The 17,701-nt window shown below is 32.6% G+C and carries 16 protein-coding genes and 2 tRNA genes; 10 read left to right on the forward strand and 8 right to left on the reverse strand.

The genetic code is table 11. From position 1 onward, the window contains the following. The 7 genes from EZM65_RS09700 (at nucleotide 1) to secA (ending at nucleotide 10,172) form a co-directional block, all read left to right on the forward strand. Nucleotides 1–714, forward strand: a complete 714-nt coding sequence (locus tag EZM65_RS09700) for a DUF3575 domain-containing protein (RefSeq protein ID WP_136668357.1) — start codon at nucleotides 1–3, stop codon at nucleotides 712–714. A gap of 10 nt (nucleotides 715–724) precedes the next feature. Continuing rightward, nucleotides 725–1,504: an O-methyltransferase gene (locus EZM65_RS09705; protein WP_136668358.1), complete on the forward strand. Its 780-nt coding sequence runs from the start codon at nucleotides 725–727 to the stop codon at nucleotides 1,502–1,504. A 213-nt stretch (nucleotides 1,505–1,717) separates the two neighbouring features. Continuing rightward, nucleotides 1,718–2,431, forward strand: a complete 714-nt coding sequence (locus EZM65_RS09710) for an ABC transporter ATP-binding protein (RefSeq protein WP_136668359.1) — start codon at nucleotides 1,718–1,720, stop codon at nucleotides 2,429–2,431. Nucleotides 2,432–2,478: 47 nt separating this feature from the next. Next, nucleotides 2,479–5,406, forward strand: coding sequence for a pitrilysin family protein (locus EZM65_RS09715; RefSeq protein ID WP_136668360.1), 2,928 nt, complete (start codon nucleotides 2,479–2,481; stop codon nucleotides 5,404–5,406). A 356-nt stretch (nucleotides 5,407–5,762) separates the two neighbouring features. Next, nucleotides 5,763–6,332, forward strand: a complete 570-nt coding sequence (locus EZM65_RS09720; protein ID WP_136668361.1) for a cob(I)yrinic acid a,c-diamide adenosyltransferase — start codon at nucleotides 5,763–5,765, stop codon at nucleotides 6,330–6,332. 175 nt (nucleotides 6,333–6,507) lie between these two features. Beyond that, nucleotides 6,508–6,729, forward strand: coding sequence for a DUF2795 domain-containing protein (locus EZM65_RS09725; RefSeq protein WP_002986941.1), 222 nt, complete (start codon nucleotides 6,508–6,510; stop codon nucleotides 6,727–6,729). Nucleotides 6,730–6,806: 77 nt separating this feature from the next. Next, nucleotides 6,807–10,172 carry a preprotein translocase subunit SecA gene (gene secA / locus EZM65_RS09730; protein WP_136668362.1) on the forward strand — a complete coding sequence of 1,122 codons (3,366 nt, stop codon included), beginning with the start codon at nucleotides 6,807–6,809 and terminating at the stop codon, nucleotides 10,170–10,172. 311 nt (nucleotides 10,173–10,483) lie between these two features. On the opposite strand, the gene EZM65_RS09735 is transcribed toward secA, so the two are convergent. The 3 genes from EZM65_RS09735 to EZM65_RS09745 form a co-directional block, all read right to left on the reverse strand. Further along, complete coding sequence (locus tag EZM65_RS09735; protein WP_136668363.1) at nucleotides 10,484–12,136, reverse strand: hypothetical protein; 1,653 nt, start codon at nucleotides 12,134–12,136, stop codon at nucleotides 10,484–10,486. A 139-nt stretch (nucleotides 12,137–12,275) separates the two neighbouring features. After that, on the reverse strand, nucleotides 12,276–12,794 hold the full coding sequence (locus EZM65_RS09740; RefSeq protein ID WP_136668364.1) for a hypothetical protein: 519 nt from the start codon (nucleotides 12,792–12,794) through the stop codon (nucleotides 12,276–12,278). Further along, the gene (locus EZM65_RS09745; RefSeq protein ID WP_136668365.1) at nucleotides 12,754–13,803 is read right to left on the reverse strand and encodes a hypothetical protein; all 1,050 of its coding nucleotides are present in this window, start codon (nucleotides 13,801–13,803) and stop codon (nucleotides 12,754–12,756) included. Before EZM65_RS09745 ends, EZM65_RS09740 begins: the two co-directional genes overlap by 41 nt. Nucleotides 13,804–14,332: 529 nt before the next feature. Between EZM65_RS09745 and EZM65_RS09750 the strand changes: the two genes are divergently transcribed. From EZM65_RS09750 to EZM65_RS09755, 3 genes are all read left to right on the forward strand, one after another. Next, nucleotides 14,333–14,794 (forward strand): N-acetyltransferase, encoded by a 462-nt coding sequence (locus tag EZM65_RS09750; RefSeq protein ID WP_211196209.1) that lies wholly within the window; start codon nucleotides 14,333–14,335, stop codon nucleotides 14,792–14,794. Nucleotides 14,795–15,058: 264 nt separating this feature from the next. Next, on the forward strand, nucleotides 15,059–15,211 hold the full coding sequence (locus tag EZM65_RS15535; protein WP_169051689.1) for a hypothetical protein: 153 nt from the start codon (nucleotides 15,059–15,061) through the stop codon (nucleotides 15,209–15,211). Nucleotides 15,212–15,220: 9 nt separating this feature from the next. Continuing rightward, the gene (locus tag EZM65_RS09755) at nucleotides 15,221–15,433 is read left to right on the forward strand and encodes a hypothetical protein (protein ID WP_136668366.1); all 213 of its coding nucleotides are present in this window, start codon (nucleotides 15,221–15,223) and stop codon (nucleotides 15,431–15,433) included. A 183-nt stretch (nucleotides 15,434–15,616) separates the two neighbouring features. On the opposite strand, the gene EZM65_RS09760 is transcribed toward EZM65_RS09755, so the two are convergent. The 5 genes from EZM65_RS09760 to EZM65_RS09780 form a co-directional block, all read right to left on the reverse strand. Beyond that, nucleotides 15,617–15,693: transfer RNA gene (locus tag EZM65_RS09760), tRNA-Thr, on the reverse strand. A gap of 98 nt (nucleotides 15,694–15,791) precedes the next feature. After that, nucleotides 15,792–15,868, reverse strand: a tRNA-Thr gene (locus EZM65_RS09765). Nucleotides 15,869–15,949: 81 nt separating this feature from the next. Further along, nucleotides 15,950–16,216: a hypothetical protein gene (locus EZM65_RS09770; protein WP_136668367.1), complete on the reverse strand. Its 267-nt coding sequence runs from the start codon at nucleotides 16,214–16,216 to the stop codon at nucleotides 15,950–15,952. 55 nt (nucleotides 16,217–16,271) lie between these two features. Then, a complete protein-coding gene (locus tag EZM65_RS09775; RefSeq protein ID WP_136668368.1) occupies nucleotides 16,272–17,240 on the reverse strand; it encodes a type I phosphomannose isomerase catalytic subunit in 969 nt (322 codons plus the stop codon). Then, the gene (locus EZM65_RS09780) at nucleotides 17,237–17,698 is read right to left on the reverse strand and encodes a peroxiredoxin (RefSeq protein ID WP_136668369.1); all 462 of its coding nucleotides are present in this window, start codon (nucleotides 17,696–17,698) and stop codon (nucleotides 17,237–17,239) included. Before EZM65_RS09780 ends, EZM65_RS09775 begins: the two co-directional genes overlap by 4 nt. Nucleotides 17,699–17,701: the final 3 nt, after the last annotated feature.

The following is a 17,701-nucleotide window of genomic DNA, read 5'->3' on the forward strand; positions in this document are numbered from 1 at the left end:
ATGAAAAAACTTATTCTTTTATTTTTTATTTCGTTAACAAGCTTAAATCTTATTGCTCAAACAGAGCAAACATCAATATTGGAAAAAAAATGGATCGCTAAAATCAATGCAACAGCATTAATTGATGGTTTTTCTTTCCCCACTATCCAATTTGCAGTCGAGCGAAAAATAAAACCATATTTCAGTATTCAAACCGAAGCCGGAATTCAAGCCTATAGTTTTAGAAACAATGCAGATACACTTTCTGTTGACAATTCTGGTTTTAGATTAATTACAGAAGGTCGTTTTTATCTTTTTAACTATCTTAAAAAAGATAATACAAAAAAAAGAAAATCAGATGGATTATATACCGGAATACAAGCTTTCTACAGAAAAAACAATTACAATGAACGATTTTACTATTTTCCTGATCAAAATAGTTATGATAATAACACAAATAAGATAATTGATGATTATGGAATCAAAAAAGAAGTTTATGGAATTAATTTGTGTTTCGGATATCAAATTCCAATAAACAATCTTATTCTAGAACCTTATCTTTATATTGGTGCTCTTAAAAGAAATATTAAAAATTTCGACAGAACCTATAATGAAAGCTTAGGACACGTTGAAGACGACGACATTCATGGTTTTATAAGATTTAATGACGAAGAAAAGGCATCGGGCAAAGGAGAAAACATTGCTTTTGGGCTTCGCATTGGATATAAATTTTAAGCAATTATAAATGTCAGCCATCTTAAAATCCTATCTGAATTTCTTAAAAAACTCCACCAATCAACATGGAGTCCACTCTCCTTTTGTATTTAGTTTAGTTACCAAATGTTTTTACGACAAAACCAACTATCCTGAATACAAACTTTTAAAAGAGTTCCGAAATAGCTTATTACAAAACCACAACATAATTGAAGTAACCGATTTTGGTGCTGGGTCAAGAGTTTTTAAATCCAATCATAGAAAAGTTTCAGCCATAGCTAAGAATGCGGGCATATCTAAAAAAAGAGCTGAGTTGTTATTTCGAATTGTAAGATATTTTCAACCAAATAATATTTTAGAAATTGGAACTTCATTAGGATTAGCTACTTCTGCTTTGGTTTTTGGAAATAAAAAAACAAAAATAACTACTTTAGAAGGTTGTCCAAACACATTAAAACAAGCGCAATCTCAATTTCAAAAATTCAATTTCAATAACATCGAATCGGTAAATACTGAATTTTCAAGTTATTTAACCAACTGCTCACTAAATCCTGAACACTGGAAACTCATCTATTTCGACGGCAATCATTCAAAGAAAGCAACTTTAGAATACTTCGAATTATTACTTCCTACTATAACCAATGATTCTGTTTGGATTTTCGATGATATCCATTGGTCAAAAGATATGGAAGAAGCTTGGGAAATAATCAAAACCCATCCAAAAGTCACCGTTACCATTGATACTTTTCAATGGGGTTTCGTTTTTTTCAGAAGAGAACAGGAAAAAGAGCATTTTACAATCAGAGCTTAATCTATTTAACCGCAAAGTGCGCCAAGTTTCCGCCAGGAACACTAAGTTCTATTTTTTTACTTAAATGCTGTCTTGCAATATTTTTGAGTGAATTTCCAAATTATTTGCGAACATTGCGAAAACTTGGCGCACTTTGCGGTTAAAAAACAATCTCCATTTTGTAACAAAAACCGATTTTATTTTACTAATAGTAGATCTTAATTCAAAAATCAAATGAGTAATTCATTAATTAACATAAAAAATATCAAACGTGATTTCCAGCTAGGCAGTGAAACCATTAATGTTTTAAAAGGAATTGATCTTCAAATCAACAAAGGCGAATACGTTGCCTTAATGGGACCATCGGGCTCTGGAAAATCAACTTTAATGAACCTTTTAGGTTGCTTGGACACGCCTACTTCCGGACAATACATTCTTAACGGGAAAGATGTTTCTAAAATGGAGGATGATGAATTGGCAGAAATCAGGAATAAGGAAATAGGATTTGTTTTCCAGACTTTCAATCTTTTACCAAGAACAACGGCGCTGGACAATGTGGCCCTACCAATGATTTATGCCGGTTATTCTAAAAAAGAACGTTCTGAACGCGCTGAAGAAGTTCTAAAACAAGTTGGTTTAGGCGACCGGATGGACCACCAACCTAATCAACTTTCAGGAGGACAACGTCAGCGTGTAGCCGTAGCACGGGCATTAGTCAATCATCCATCAATAATACTTGCAGATGAACCTACAGGGAATCTTGACAGTAAAACATCTGAGGAAATCATGAAACTATTTGGTGAAATTCATGCCAATGGAAACACTGTGATTCTGGTAACTCACGAAGAAGACATTGCACAGCATGCCCATAGAATTATTCGTTTAAAAGACGGTTTAATTGAAACTGACCATTCAAAACAACAATCTAACATTTTGTTATCAGTTTAAAAAAATCTAAAACTATTTTTGACTCTATAAATTAATTTTTAACTAAAATGCTAAACAAATTCAAATTAGCTTTAGTTGCAGTAGCCTTATCAACTGTAACATTTGCCCAAAGTCAGTACCAGTGGAAAGAAGCCTCTGGAAATGGTTACACATACAAGTATGTGACCAATGACCCAACAAAAGCACGCTTTTACACTTTAAAAAACGGTTTAACTGTAATTTTAAGCCCTACAAAAAAAGATCCTAGAATTCAAGCTTATGTTGCTGTGAAAGCAGGTAGTAAAACAGATCCTTCTACGAACACAGGATTAGCACACTACTTAGAGCACATGTTGTTTAAAGGAACTGACAAATATGGTTCTTTAGATTGGGCTAAAGAGCAAGTTGAATTAAACAAAATTGATGGTTTATACGAACAGTACAATAAAACAACTGACGAAGCAAAACGTAAAGCCATCTATAAAAAAATCGATTCTATTTCAGGAGTAGCAAGTAAATATGCTATTGCCAACGAATACGACAAAATGATGAGCGCAATGGGAGCACAAGGCACAAATGCTTTCACTTCTTTTGAACAAACAGTGTATACAGACGATGTTCCAAGCAGCTCAATTGACAAATACTTAACGGTTCAGGCTGAAAGATTCCGCAACCCGGTTTTACGTATTTTCCATACAGAATTAGAAGCTGTTTACGAAGAGAAAAACCGTACTTTGGACAATGATGGCCGTAAAGTTTTTGAAACATTATTTGCCAACTTATTTCAAAAACATAATTATGGATTACAAACAACTATTGGAACTGTTGAACATTTGAAAAATCCATCATTAGTTGAAATCCGAAAATATTTTAACAAATACTATGTTCCAAATAATATGGGGGTAATTTTATCAGGTGACTTCAATCCGGATGAAATTATTGTAAAAATTGACAAGGCTTTTGGACCGATGCAAAACAAAACTATTGAAAAATATACTTTCCAGCCTGAAGCTCCTATTGCTGCCCCTATAATAAAAGAAATTGTTGGACCGGATGCTGAAAGTTTAACTATTGGTTACCGTTTACCTGGAAACAAAGACAAAGATGCATTGCTAGCTGATTTAGTAGGCCAAATCCTAACTAACGGAAAAGCAGGTTTATTAGACTTAAACTTAGTTAAAAAACAAAAATTACTAAGAGCCAGTGCTTTCACTTATACATTAATCGATCATGGTGTTCTTTATTTTTCAGCAGCTCCTACAAACGGACAATCGCTTGAAGAAGTGAAGACTTTAGTATTGGCTGAAATTGAAAACTTGAAAAAAGGAAATTTTGATGACAATTTGATTCCTTCAATCATCAACAACATCAAAAAGTCCAAAATTTATGAAACTGAGAAATATTCAGACAGAGCAAGCACTTTAATGGATGCTTTTACTTCTGAATTGGATTGGAAAGACCAAGTTGCATATGTAAACGATTTATCTAAAATCAAAAAAGAAGACATTGTTGCATTTGCCAACAAATATTTAGGTGAAAACTATGTTGCCATTTTAAAACGTAAGGGAGAAGCTCCTAAATCGAATAAAATTGAAAAACCATCAATCACACCGGTTGAAACAAATGCCGACAAACAATCAGCTTTTGTAAAAATGGTTAATGAAATGCCTAGTACTCCTGCACAGCCTGTATTTTTAGACTTTAACAAAGACATTGAAAAATCTAAAATCGGTAAAGCGGAAGTATTATATGTAGCGAACAAAGACAATGATATTTTCCGTTTAAAATACCGTTATAAAATTGGTTCATTAAACGACTTAAAACAATCAATAGCTTCTCAATATGTACAGTTTTTAGGAACAGATAAAATGAGTGCTGAACAAATTTCGAAAGAGTTTTACAAAATTGCCTGCAGCTTCAATGTAAGCACCGGAGAAGAATACACTACAGTTTCTGTTGAAGGTTTACAGGAAAACTTTGAAAAAGCGGTTAAATTATACGAAGAAGTAATAAGTGGTGTAAAAGCTGACGAAGCTGCATTAAAAGCATTAAAAGCTCGTTTAGCGAAAGCCCGTAAAGATGCAAAAGCTAATAAAGGAGCAATTCTTCAAGGATTAACAAGCTATGCTCAGTTTGGTCCTAAAAACAAATTCAACAATACACTTTCTGATAAAGACCTGGAAGCTATCACTGCTCAGGAATTGTTGGATCGTATCAAGAACTTAAACAATTACGAGCAGACTATCATTTATTACGGTCCGCAGCCTTTAACAGCTATTGTTGGTAAATTAAAAACTACGCACACAGTACCTGCAGCATTTGCAGTGGCGCCGGCTATGAAGGATTTCAAACAAATTGCTCAAACAGCAAACCAAGTATTATTCACTGATTATGACATGGTTCAGGCTGAAACACGTTGGATCAGAAACACTGAAAATTATGATGCGAACAAAGCACCAATGGTAAATGTTTTCAATAACTACTTTGGCGGCGGTATGGGTTCATTAGTTTTCCAGACAATTCGTGAAAGTAAAGCTTTAGCTTACAGTACTTACGGTTTTTATGTTGCTCCGCAAAAGAAAGATCAACAATATTACATGTTAGGTTATGTAGGAAGTCAGGCAGACAAATTCAAAGAAGCGACAGTTGCAATGAATGAATTATTGACAAAAATGCCTGAATTACCTAACAATTTAGATTTAGCTAAAACAGGTGTTAAAAAAGACATTCAAACAGAACGTATCACGCAGGACAATATCATTTTCACTTATTTAGCGAATAAACAATTGGGTGAAACGACTGATATCAGAAAGAAAATCTACAACTCTGTAGATGCAATCTCGATGCAGGATGTACAAAATTTCCACAAAAACAATTTCTCTGGAAAGCCATATACGTATGCTATTGTAGCTTCTGAGAAAAAAGTTACTATGGATGATATGAAAAAATTAGGTGAAGTGAAGAAAATCTCTTTGGAAGAGTTATTTGGATACTAAAATCCTTTAAAATAATTTCTGAAAAGACCGTTCGAAAGAATGGTCTTTTTTTATTTAAAAATTTAACCGCTAAGTCCACAAAGAATTACGCGAAGCGCGCAATATAAACTTTGTGTGACTCTGTGCTGAACTTTGTGTAACTCTGTGAAACAAAACTTCCAAATGAAAACATACACAACAACAGCAAAAAGTGTAATTAAACATTAAAAAACTATACAAAAGGTTTTAATCGATAACAATTTTATATTTTTGGATTTGGAAAAATTTAACCGCTAAGTTTGCAAAGAATTACACAAAGGACGCAATAAAAACTTTGTAAAGCTCTGTACTGAACTCTGTGAAACAAAAAACTCAAAATGAAAGTATATACAAAAACAGGAGATAAAGGAACCACAGCCTTATTTGGAGGCACCCGCGTTCCTAAACACCATATCCGAATTGAAAGCTACGGAACCGTTGATGAATTAAATTCACATATTGGTTTAATCCGTGATCAGGAGATTAATCCATTATACAAAAATGTTTTGATTGAAGTTCAGGACCGATTGTTTACTCTCGGTGCAGTTCTTGCCACTCCACCTGAAAAGGAAGTTTTGAAAAATGGAGAAAAACGACTTAAAAATTTAGGAATATCAGAAGCCGATATTGAATATCTTGAAAATGAAATCGATGCTATGGAAGCCGATTTACCTCCTATGACACATTTTGTCCTACCAGGAGGCCACTCCACTGTGTCATATTGTCATATAGCACGCTGTGTATGCCGTCGTGCCGAGCGTTTAGCTACCCATTTGCATGAAATTGAGCCTACCGATGAGCTTGTTTTGAAGTACCTGAACCGACTTTCTGACTATCTTTTTGTACTGGCACGAAAGTTGTCACTTGATTTGCACGCTGACGAGGTACCATGGATACCTAGAAAGTGATTTCAGATTGCTGATTTCAGAATTTAGAATTATGAAATATCCTTCAAAAATCTAACATCTAAACTCTAAAATCAAAAATCAATAAGTTCTTAAAATTTAACTGAAAATAAATCAAAAAAAACTTGATTTTTTAAGTAGAAAAATTATATTTGCACAAATTAAAAATTTAACTGAGATGTATTGGACATTAGAATTGGCATCGTATTTAAGTGATGCTCCGTGGCCTGCTACCAAAGACGAATTAATCGACTACGCTATCAGAACAGGCGCTCCTCTGGAGGTGGTAGAAAATCTACAATCTATCGAAGATGAGGGAGAAATCTATGAATCGATGGAAGAAATTTGGCCAGACTATCCAACAGACGAAGATTATCTTTGGAACGAGGATGAATATTAATCATAAAACCTACTAAAAAAGTCTCGTCAGAGGCTTTTTTTTTGGTATTTTTACAGACATTTTTTAAAACAAACCGTATGAGTTTCATTAACAATATATTAAAAGTTTTTGTAGGCGACAAATCACAAAAAGACGTCAAAGCTATTGAGCCTATTATTAACAAAATAAGATCTTTTGAAAGCACACTTAATGCATTATCAAATGATGAATTAAGAGCTAAAACTGTCGAGTTCAAAGAAAAAATCAAACAAGCCCGTGAAGAAAAAGATGCTAAAATTGCAAAACTGAAAATAGATGTAGAAGCTATCGAAGATATTGATGCACGTGAAGACGTATATTCAGAAATTGACAAGCTTGAAAAAGAAGCCTATGAAATTTCCGAAAAAACTTTAAACGAAATTCTTCCTGAAGCTTTTGCAGTAGTTAAAGAAACGGCACGCCGTTTTAAAGAAAATACTCAGATTAAAGTAAAAGCAACACCTAAAGACCGCGAACTTTCAGCTGCAAAATCATACATCACAATTGAAGGTGACGATGCAGTATGGGCTAACTCATGGGACGCTGCAGGTAAAACAGTTACCTGGGACATGATCCACTATGATGTGCAAATGATTGGTGGTGTTGTACTTCACCAAGGTAAAATTGCCGAAATGCAAACAGGTGAAGGTAAAACATTAGTAGCGACATTGCCATTATATTTAAATGCCTTAACTGGAAATGGTGTTCATTTAGTTACCGTAAACGATTACCTGGCACGCCGTGACAGCACATGGAAAGCACCTTTATTCGAATTCCACGGTTTAACAGTTGATTGTATTGACAATCACCAACCTAACACTGAAGCACGCCGTAAAGCATACGAAGCTGATATTACTTACGGAACCAATAACGAATTTGGTTTTGACTATTTACGTGACAACATGGCTCACTCGCCTAGCGACTTGGTACAACGTAAACACAACTATGCAATTGTCGACGAGGTTGACTCTGTATTAGTTGATGACGCGCGTACTCCGTTAATTATCTCAGGTCAGGTTGTTGATGGTGACCGTCACGAATTCAACGAATTAAAACCTTTCATCGATAATTTAGTTGGCATGCAGCGTCAATTAGCTAACGGATTCTTATCTGAAGCTAAAAAATTAATGAAAGAAGGCAACACAAAAGAAGCGGGCTTTCAATTATTACGTGCCCACCGTGCTTTACCAAAAAACAAAGCCTTAATCAAATTCTTATCAGAAGAAGGAGTAAAACAATTACTTCAAAAAACTGAAAATGAATATATGGCTGATAACAACCGTAAAATGCCCCAAGTTGACGAAGCATTGTACTTTGTTATTGAAGAGAAAAACAATCAGGTTGAACTTACAGAAAGCGGTATTAAAGAATTATCTAAAAACACTGATGATAAATTCTTCGTTTTACCGGATATAGGTACAGAAATCGCCAACATAGAAAAAGCTAATCTTTCGAAGGAAGAAGAAGCTGAGAAGAAAGAAGTTTTATTTGCTGATTTCTCTGTAAAAAGCGAACGTATACACACGTTAACACAATTATTAAAAGCATACGCTTTGTTTGAAAAAGACACTGAGTATGTAGTAATGGATAACGAAGTAATGATCGTTGACGAGCAAACAGGCCGCATCATGGATGGCCGCCGTTATTCTGACGGGCTACACCAGGCGATTGAAGCTAAAGAAAATGTTCGTATTAAAGAAGCTACGCAAACTTACGCAACCATTACATTACAGAACTATTTCCGTATGTACAGCAAACTTGGCGGTATGACAGGTACAGCTGTTACAGAAGCTGGAGAATTCTGGGAAATCTATAAATTAGACGTAGTTGAAATTCCTACCAACAGAAAAATTTCCCGTGATGATAAAGAGGATTTGATTTACCGCTCGGTACGTGAAAAATTCAATGCAGTAGCTAATGACGTACAAGAATTGGTAAACCAAGGACGTCCGGTGTTAATTGGTACAACTTCGGTTGAAATATCTGAATTATTAAGCCGTATGCTTAAAATGAAAGGCATCAACCATAATGTATTAAATGCTAAATTACACAAACAAGAAGCACAAATTGTTGCCGAAGCCGGTAAACCAGGGGTGGTAACGATCGCAACAAATATGGCCGGTCGTGGTACCGACATCAAATTGACTGACGAAGTAAAAGCTGCCGGTGGTTTAGCTATCATAGGCACTGAACGTCACGATTCTCGTCGTGTTGACCGTCAGTTACGTGGTCGTGCAGGCCGTCAGGGAGACGTAGGTAGTTCACAATTCTATGTTTCATTGGAAGACAACCTAATGCGTTTATTTGGTTCAGACCGTGTCGCAAAAATCATGGACCGCATGGGCTTAAAAGAAGGTGAAGTTATCCAGCATTCGATGATGACCAAATCTATCGAAAGAGCACAGAAAAAAGTTGAAGAAAACAACTTTGGCGTTCGTAAGCGTTTATTGGAATATGATGACGTAATGAACTCACAACGTGAGGTGGTTTACAAACGCCGCCGCCATGCATTACACGGAGAGCGTTTAAAACTGGATATTGCTAACATGATTTATGATGTTTGTGATAACATTGTAGAAAAAAATAAATTAACGAAAGACTTCAAAAATTTCGAATTTGAATTAATCCGTTATTTATCAATCACATCTCCTATATCACAAGCTGATTTTGACAAATTACCGGATGCAAAAATCACTTCATTAATTTACAGTGCGGCAACCGAATATTATCATGACAAAAACAACCGTGATGCCAATGAAGCATTCCCGATTATCAAGAATGTTTACGAAAATCCAAACAATCAGTTTGAACGTATTGTAGTTCCTTTCAGTGACGGCATCAAAACTTTGAACGTGGTTACCGACCTGAAAAAGGCGTATGAATCTCAAGGAAAGCAATTGGTTGCCGATTTCGAAAAGAACATCACACTGGCTATTGTGGATGAAGCATGGAAAAAGCATTTACGCAAAATGGACGAATTAAAACAATCAGTTCAACTTGCAGTACACGAACAAAAAGATCCGTTATTGATTTATAAATTTGAATCGTTCAATTTGTTCAAAAACATGTTGGATGGGATCAATAAAGATGTTATTTCTTTCTTATTCAAAGCAGATTTACCACATCAAAACGATTCGATTCAGGAAGCAATCGAAGATGTTCAACATGACAGCTATATTGAAAGCAAAGAAGAAGTATTAAACATGGAAGAACAAGCTGAAAGAAGAAGCCGTGAAGCTGTGCAAAATGCAGGACATCCACAGCAGCACCATGTAACGGAAACTATTGTTCGTGACCAGCCTAAGATTAACCGTAATGATAACGTTACTATCAAACACATCATGAGCGGTAAATCAGAAACCATGAAGTTCAAAAAAGCAGAACCGCTTTTAGCTTCTGGAGAATGGGTTATCGTAAATGAGTAATCTCACAATCTAAATTATACCAATCCCTAATTACTTAAAGTAGTTAGGGATTTTTTATGCTGTATTTGTAACTTATTCGGTAGTTTAAAAATTGTCAATGAAATGGTTTATTAACAAAAAAAGAGCCGGTTTTGCACTGCCCAAAAAAGTTAGACACTATTTTGGAAAAAAGTCAAGTATGACTATGCATTTAAAATAGAATACACATATTAATCATAAATGTAATATAAATTAAATCATAACTTAATTCTACACACATTAAACGTTAATATATTCTACATCTCAATCAATGTAAAAACAAATAACTTGGTTTACACTTTCTTTCTAATTCTGTTTTTGTAATAATTAGTAAATATTTCACAATTTGAAATCATTTCTTCATATTCATCTTTATATTTAAATTTAAAATTTTTAAATGATTTTCCATTCAACTTCTCCTTTAATTTATAATACTCCATATCCCAGAAATAGTCTCTTTTGGTCAAGTATTCATACTCATTTTTTCTGGCTTCACATTTTGCAATCATGTAAGCACACAGCACCTTAAACTTATCATCTTTAGTATATTTAAAAGCTTGTTCATAAAGATTTTTTGCCTGTGAACATGTATAATATTCCTTCTCATCCTTCATATTAGCTTCAGCGGCAGAAGATGACCAATAAATCCTTTTGAGCATCCAAGAATTACCATAATAACTCATATTGTAATAACAGTTAGCAGCAAGAAAATAATCTATATCTCTTCTAGCGTTCTTAACGTTTTTTGCTCTTTTTAAATAATTTATTAATTCAAGAGTTACTTTAGCTTTTGTAAAATTGTTTGCCGTTTGCTTAGAATCATAATTCATATAACCCTTTATTTTATAAAAAGGATTTTCATTAAATAAAAGGTTTGTGTAATGTGTTTTGCTAATTTTAGAAAAATAAAAGTAAGCTTGTTCCAGCTTGTCTTCCCTCATATATTTAACACCTAATAAATCATAAACCCGATTGGGATCATTTTTCAATATTCTTTTTTTCCATCTATCAAATGAATCTGATTTCAAATTCATTTCATTAACAATCTTTTGAAGATCAAGTGTATTTAAATCTGCATCTATATATCCATACCAATCACTATAAAAATCATCTTGTAATGTAATTTTACGTGTACGTGATTTCCAAAAGATTGAGTTTACACTATCGTATTCTCCATCCAATATTATCTGAGAAATTAAATACCCAGCATCTACTTTATTATTTAAAAACTCTAGTTCTTTTGCTATCGCAAACAAAAAGGAAAAATTTTTATTCTTTGATTCTCTTAAAACAATAGGTTTTATTTCACCTAAAATAATTGCTTTATCTATTTTTTGATTAGCAGTTAAACTCAAGGCTTTTACTATATCTAATTGTCTTTTTATATCTTTATCTATGCCCTTTCTCTCTAAAGGTTTCAATGTTTGAATGGAACTATTGTAATCTTTGGTCAAAAATTCTAAATAACTTTTTACTAGCAAATAAAAATTTTTATTCTCTACTTTTTCGAAATCTAATTTACTTACTACTTCTAAAAGTTTTTCCGCATATTTCCTATCTACTTCTACCCTATTTAATAATCTGCCTGAATTTGTATTTTCCCAATAATCAGGCCTTAAAGCCGGTAAAAACATAGTATAAATTGGAGTTAGCACCCAGTCTTCAATTTTATTAATTTCTCTTAATAAAAGAAAACTTAAACCAATATTAGCAGGATCTAGTTCAATTACTTTTTGTATGGCATCTAAGTTAGGTTTGATGTTTTTAAAAGAATACAAAACATAAACATTTGCTTTTTCCTGATTTGTTTTTGCAAACTTTAAAACTTGTCCTAAAGGAATATTTTTATTGAAATGCCATTGAATATTAAACCTATTATCAGTACCTCTAACAAAAACCTGAGCTGCCAAAAAGTTAGCCTTCACCTTATCCTCTTCGGCGTTCATCCTGTAATACAATGCCCAATTATCAATAAAATCTTTTGTTTTAAATTGATTTATATATTCGCGATACAAGTCAATTGATTCTTGGTTTGCATAAGAAGAATAGTCTAAAAGTTTAAAAATTTGGTAATAATATCTTTTCTTAACTATTGTTTTTTTTTATGGATACTATCTTTTTTTTAGCAAATGCAATTTTTTTCTGAATAAACTGATTTTTCTTGTAATCCTCTTTTTCCCAAAGTTCATTACTGTTTGTCTCAGCAATTTTTTCAACTTCTTTGGCAAATTTCAAATAATCTATTGTCTCAAAATCTTTGCTTTTAAATAAATATTGAATAAATAAATTTTTGCTTTTTCCATTACATTCTTCGATCCCAATTTCAAAAATTGCTTTTCTAATCTCAGGCAATGAAACCTTGTATTCACAATGCTTTTGCCATTCGACATCATTTTCTGTAATATTGCTGTTCAATTTAGTATCATCTCCTGAATAATAATTATAATAAGTATAATTATACATCCAAAAACGATCATATTTAAAGTTTTGAGGATTAAAAACACTAAACCGTATATCTTCACCGTATGGATAAAAATAACACGCATAAGTATTTGGTATAAAACTAAATACTAAAAGAAGTGTAAAACTTACCCAAAGTTTCATAATTGTAAGATTTTAAATTGTTAGAATCTAAGTGAAATAATATTACTGTACTTTTTTTATCAAGCTGTACTTTTGACTTCAATATTTTTATAACATCCTGCACAGTATTTTGATTGACTTCTTCAAACTTTAATTTATCACCCTGTCGGTAATAAACTTCATTTATAACACTGTCCTTAGTAACTTCATACCACAGACTACTTTTTCTTGTTGCAATTTTTTTTAAATCACCTGCATTTAAATTTGTAAATCTTTGAAATTGGTCATATTGATAGTGATAACACCAAGAAAATATCGGCAAAGCGATATCCATATGCAGTGGATATTTTTCAACTACAGTTAAATATGATTTTAATTCTTCAATATCAAGAATAGAATTTTTTGATTTACTTTCAAAAGGCTGCATTAAGTTATAACACATTAAAGTGACCTTTTTAACGGGAGGAACCCCCATCTTACTTCTGTATTTATATGGATACAAGCGTAAAGTACAACTCAAATCAATTTTCGATTTTTTATGAAATTCTCTCAAAAAGTAAAAATAATTTTCTTTAGATTTTAATGTCCAATCACAATCAAATTGAATTTCCTTAATCTCATTGTTCTTTGTAGAAAAGTGCTCCCTCTTGTATTTTTTTACAAGAAATTCAACATTTGAAATTAAAGTATCTATTTCACTCTTTGAACTTTTGATAAAAACTTCATTTTTAATAAAAACAGCAGGGACAACATTACTATTAACTTCTTCATTCTTACCCTCATAATTATAGATATCCAATCTGTTTTTTGAAATAGGAATGTTACCCATTGTTTCATCATGTGTGACTTCAAAAAATTTAACATAAAGCTTTTTAACATTTAAGGTGTCTAAGCATTTATTTTCATCATCACTTAAACTATATTCACCTGATTTCCAATAATAAAAAGCACGTTCAACTCTATCAATTTTATTATCATGACAAGAGACAAGCAATACTAAAAATAGTATACCAAAAAAAAGGTGTTGCATAAAAATGAGGATTATTGAATTGTATATTTCAACGTTAAAATTAAGTTTATTTACATAAAAGCCAATTATCAAATGGTATCTTTTTACTATTTTAAAAATTTTATTTCAAAGGAATATTTTGTAGAATTTTAAATATTTTGAACGGAAGAAATATAAACACTTTTATAGTAAAACAAACCACATAATATATCCATAAATTCATTTCTAAAACATCACATTCTGAATCTGCATAACAAGCTAAACATGTGCTTTAGTTTCGTTTTATTTTGCGTAAATCATCATCAATACTTCAAGAATTAGAGAATTCACATTAGATATCCACTCAGGATAAAAAACGCAAGATTTACAACTGTTAATCAAAAATTGACAAAATCAGCTAACTAAGACTATATTTTCACTCTCTTTGCGTCCACGGGTAGATGCACATTGCAACGAAAGATTTTTATTTTAGCTTGTTAAAAGAACATTGTATATTTATGAATTAGTGACAAGCACACTAAAACGAAACTAAAAAACAAGAAAACATATTATGGATATTGAAATCAAAAAAATTAATTCCACTGAAAGTGAAATAGTAACTGAACTATTTGATAAATATCGAATATTTTACAAACAACCTTCAGATATAGAACTCGCAAATATATATATAAAAGAACGCCTTGAACAAAATGAAGCACAAATCTATGTTGCATTCATAAAAGAAAATCTAAAACCAATAGGATTTACACTGTTATATCCAAAATTCTCTTCAGTCTCAGCTAAAAAGAATTGGCATATTGGAGATTTATATGTTGAAATGGATCAAAGAAAGAAAGGTATTGGAGAAAAATTACTAAATACAGCTTTAAGTTTTGCAAAAAATGAAGGAGCTAATTTCATTTCATTGAATACCGCTATTGACAATTATTCTGCTCAAAAACTTTATGAGAACTTTGGCTTTGTAAAACAAGAATACTTACCAGGATATTTATATTATCAATTTAATCTCTAAAATAACACCAGCCACTAACAGTGATTTGTCCCAACAGCCGCAATTATCTTAATCACACACCGGTTTTCCGTTGAAAATCTAATCTTATCAAAAAATAAATCACTCCATCCGGGTCACTACTGTACCAAACCATGAAACATTAGTCAGAAGTCAAAAAAAAAAGAAAAAAATGAATCAAATATGACTGTAATAATTTCGAAAATTATAATCATATTCACTTTTTTTACTATTTCATGTAAAAACAAAAAGAAGGAATCAGTACCAATGTGGAATGTTAATAATTCAGACATTGCCAGATGGAAAGAAGATGCATTAACCAAAGGCGATACAAATGCTTATTATAATTTAAGTAAAGATTATGCGGATTCACCATATGAAGGATTTTTAGAAACTGCACTCATAATGGCTAACAAATAAGAATACCATTTGGCTTTTTCGGACACATATGATTGTTTAACTGATGTTGATAGAAAATTTGGCGAACATGAATTGGAACCGCTAAATGAAGAAACCAGAAAGTTAGCAATTGACATACTGAAAAAAGGCGCTAAAAAAAGAAATCGTGAATGTCAACATAAATTTGGAGAGTTATATACTGAAGGGATTTATCTCGAAAAAGATGTTAAAAAAGGGAACTAACTAATTAAAGAAAGCGAATAAAACAAACAGAACTCCTCAAGATATGAAAAACTTTACTTAACAAGCGAAAAGATTTCTGGAACTACATCTAAAGCAAACGCCTTGTTTCAAACATCCCCTGGTCCTTCTGTAGAATCAGAATAATTATAAAAATAAAAAAGGCCTTCAAATGAAGACCTTTTTTGGAGCCGATGGAGGGACTCGAACCCACGACCTGCTGATTACAAATCAGCTGCTCTAGCCAGCTGAGCTACACCGGCAAAGTGTATTTACAATATTTTAAAAAATTTGAGCCGATGGAGGGACTCCTTTCGACAAGCTCAGGATAAATTTCTCGTCCTGAAACTTTAAATTTTATTGGAGCCGATGGAGGGACTCGAACCCACGACCTGCTGATTACAAATCAGCTGCTCTAGCCAGCTGAGCTACACCGGCGACTCAAATACGGGTGCAAATATAATAGAGTTTTTTAAACTTCCAAAACCTTACACCCTAATTTTTATAGCTTTTTTTCAATTATAATGCGTTGATTTTATCAACTAATTGGTTAGCAGTCACTTCTAAATCTTTATTGATTTGTCTGAAATGTGCTTTTTTATTTTCTACATTATTAGCGTTTACTTTTTTAATTAAGCCATCAAAAGCAGTTAAAGCCTCATCAATGATTCCATTAGTAGCTTCTGTAGGTTGTCCTGTTGAAGTCATTTCATATAAATAAACTGCTTCAATGATATCACCAATTACATAGTTGATGTCTTTTTTTAAGTTTCTAACACTTGCCATTTGTATTTATTTTAAATTACGGTTGCAAAAGTACAATTATTCTTCTGAATAATCATTAGGAAATCGTTATTTCTAACAAGTTTGCCTTACCAACCAACTGAAAATCAGAAATTGAAGCCGGAATTAAAACTGTATCGCCTTTTTTAAAATCAAAATTCTCTTCGTTTATATTTACAGAAAAACTGCCTTCTGTACACATATATACTAAAAATGAATCTCCGGAATTACCCTTATTTATCTCTCCCTCAAGCACAATCACATTTGTTGTAAAATAAGGACAATCGACTATACTTACCGATTCATTGCTTTTTAAACTATATTCTTTACGAGCATTGGTCTTCTTGTAATTTATAGCATCAAGCGCTAAATCCACATGCAATTCACGTAAATTTCCGTTCGCATCTTTTCTCTCAAAATCATACAAACGGTACGTAATGTCTGATGTCTGCTGAATTTCAGCTATTAAAGTCCCGGCACCTATAGCATGTACTGTTCCTGTTTCAAGAAAAAAAACGTCTCCTTTTTTAACCGGTATTTCATCTAAAATGGAAACCAATTTTTTATTTTCCAAATGGCTGAGATATTCCTCTTTTGAAGAATCATTTTTAAAACCTATAATCAACTTTGCATTTTCATCAGCCTGCATCACATACCACATTTCAGTTTTACCGAATGAATTGTGTCTTTGCTTTGCCAGCTCATCATTTGGATGCACCTGAATAGACAAATCTTCTTTGGCATCTAAAAATTTAAACAGCAATGGAAATTCACTTCCAAAACGCTTATAAACTTCTTTACCAAGTATTTCTTCAGGAAATTGCTCTAAAAGAGAAGTTAGCGACATTCCTTTGTAAAATCCGTTACCCACCACACTCACATCACCTGAAACAGCAGACAACTCCCAGCTTTCACCGGTAGTTTCATTTACTGATTTTTTATTCAAAACAGACTTTAATTTATTTCCTCCCCAAATTCTTTCTTTCAAAATTGGCTCGAAAACTAAAGGATACATCTTCATCATCAAATCAAACTTTTTACTTTCTCAACCGTTTTTTCCAAATGGTTTTCAGCATTCATATCATTAAAAACCATCTGAATAATACCTTTTTTATCCACCACAAACGTAACCCTACCTGGCAAAATACCTAAAAGATTGGCTTTTACACCAAAAAGCTTACGAAGTGACTTATCTCCATCTGACAATAAAATAAAAGGCAAATCGTATTTACTGGCAAATTTTTTATGCGCTGGAACACTGTCACCGCTGATACCTATAACTTCGGCACCAATAGCTTTAAATTCCTCATACTGATCGCGTAAAAAACATGCCTGTTTAGTACAGCCCGGCGTATCATCTTTTGGATAAAAATAAATCACCAAAACTTTCTTTCCTAAAACAGAGTCAATATAAAAATCATTCCCGTTTTGGTCTTTTGCACCAAATGAGGGTAATTTATCTCCAACTTTTAATCCTTCCTGCATTTT

Origin of the sequence: Flavobacterium sp. H122, from assembly GCF_004959765.1 — a bacterium.
Taxonomy (GTDB): domain Bacteria; phylum Bacteroidota; class Bacteroidia; order Flavobacteriales; family Flavobacteriaceae; genus Flavobacterium.

What these genes read in the sequence shown, in the direction of transcription:
- EZM65_RS09700 (WP_136668357.1), top strand. Translation starts at nt 1, where the DNA reads ATGAAAAAACTTATTCTTTTATTTTTTATTTCGTTAACAAGCTTAAAT.
- EZM65_RS09705 (WP_136668358.1), top strand. Translation starts at nt 725, where the DNA reads ATGTCAGCCATCTTAAAATCCTATCTGAATTTCTTAAAAAACTCCACC.
- EZM65_RS09710 (WP_136668359.1), top strand. Translation starts at nt 1,718, where the DNA reads ATGAGTAATTCATTAATTAACATAAAAAATATCAAACGTGATTTCCAG.
- EZM65_RS09715 (WP_136668360.1), top strand. Translation starts at nt 2,479, where the DNA reads ATGCTAAACAAATTCAAATTAGCTTTAGTTGCAGTAGCCTTATCAACT.
- EZM65_RS09720 (WP_136668361.1), top strand. Translation starts at nt 5,763, where the DNA reads ATGAAAGTATATACAAAAACAGGAGATAAAGGAACCACAGCCTTATTT.
- EZM65_RS09725 (WP_002986941.1), top strand. Translation starts at nt 6,508, where the DNA reads ATGTATTGGACATTAGAATTGGCATCGTATTTAAGTGATGCTCCGTGG.
- secA (WP_136668362.1), top strand. Translation starts at nt 6,807, where the DNA reads ATGAGTTTCATTAACAATATATTAAAAGTTTTTGTAGGCGACAAATCA.
- EZM65_RS09735 (WP_136668363.1), bottom strand. Translation starts at nt 12,136, where the DNA reads ATGAACGCCGAAGAGGATAAGGTGAAGGCTAACTTTTTGGCAGCTCAG.
- EZM65_RS09740 (WP_136668364.1), bottom strand. Translation starts at nt 12,794, where the DNA reads ATGAAACTTTGGGTAAGTTTTACACTTCTTTTAGTATTTAGTTTTATA.
- EZM65_RS09745 (WP_136668365.1), bottom strand. Translation starts at nt 13,803, where the DNA reads ATGCAACACCTTTTTTTTGGTATACTATTTTTAGTATTGCTTGTCTCT.
- EZM65_RS09750 (WP_211196209.1), top strand. Translation starts at nt 14,333, where the DNA reads ATGGATATTGAAATCAAAAAAATTAATTCCACTGAAAGTGAAATAGTA.
- EZM65_RS15535 (WP_169051689.1), top strand. Translation starts at nt 15,059, where the DNA reads ATGTGGAATGTTAATAATTCAGACATTGCCAGATGGAAAGAAGATGCA.
- EZM65_RS09770 (WP_136668367.1), bottom strand. Translation starts at nt 16,216, where the DNA reads ATGGCAAGTGTTAGAAACTTAAAAAAAGACATCAACTATGTAATTGGT.
- EZM65_RS09780 (WP_136668369.1), bottom strand. Translation starts at nt 17,698, where the DNA reads ATGCAGGAAGGATTAAAAGTTGGAGATAAATTACCCTCATTTGGTGCA.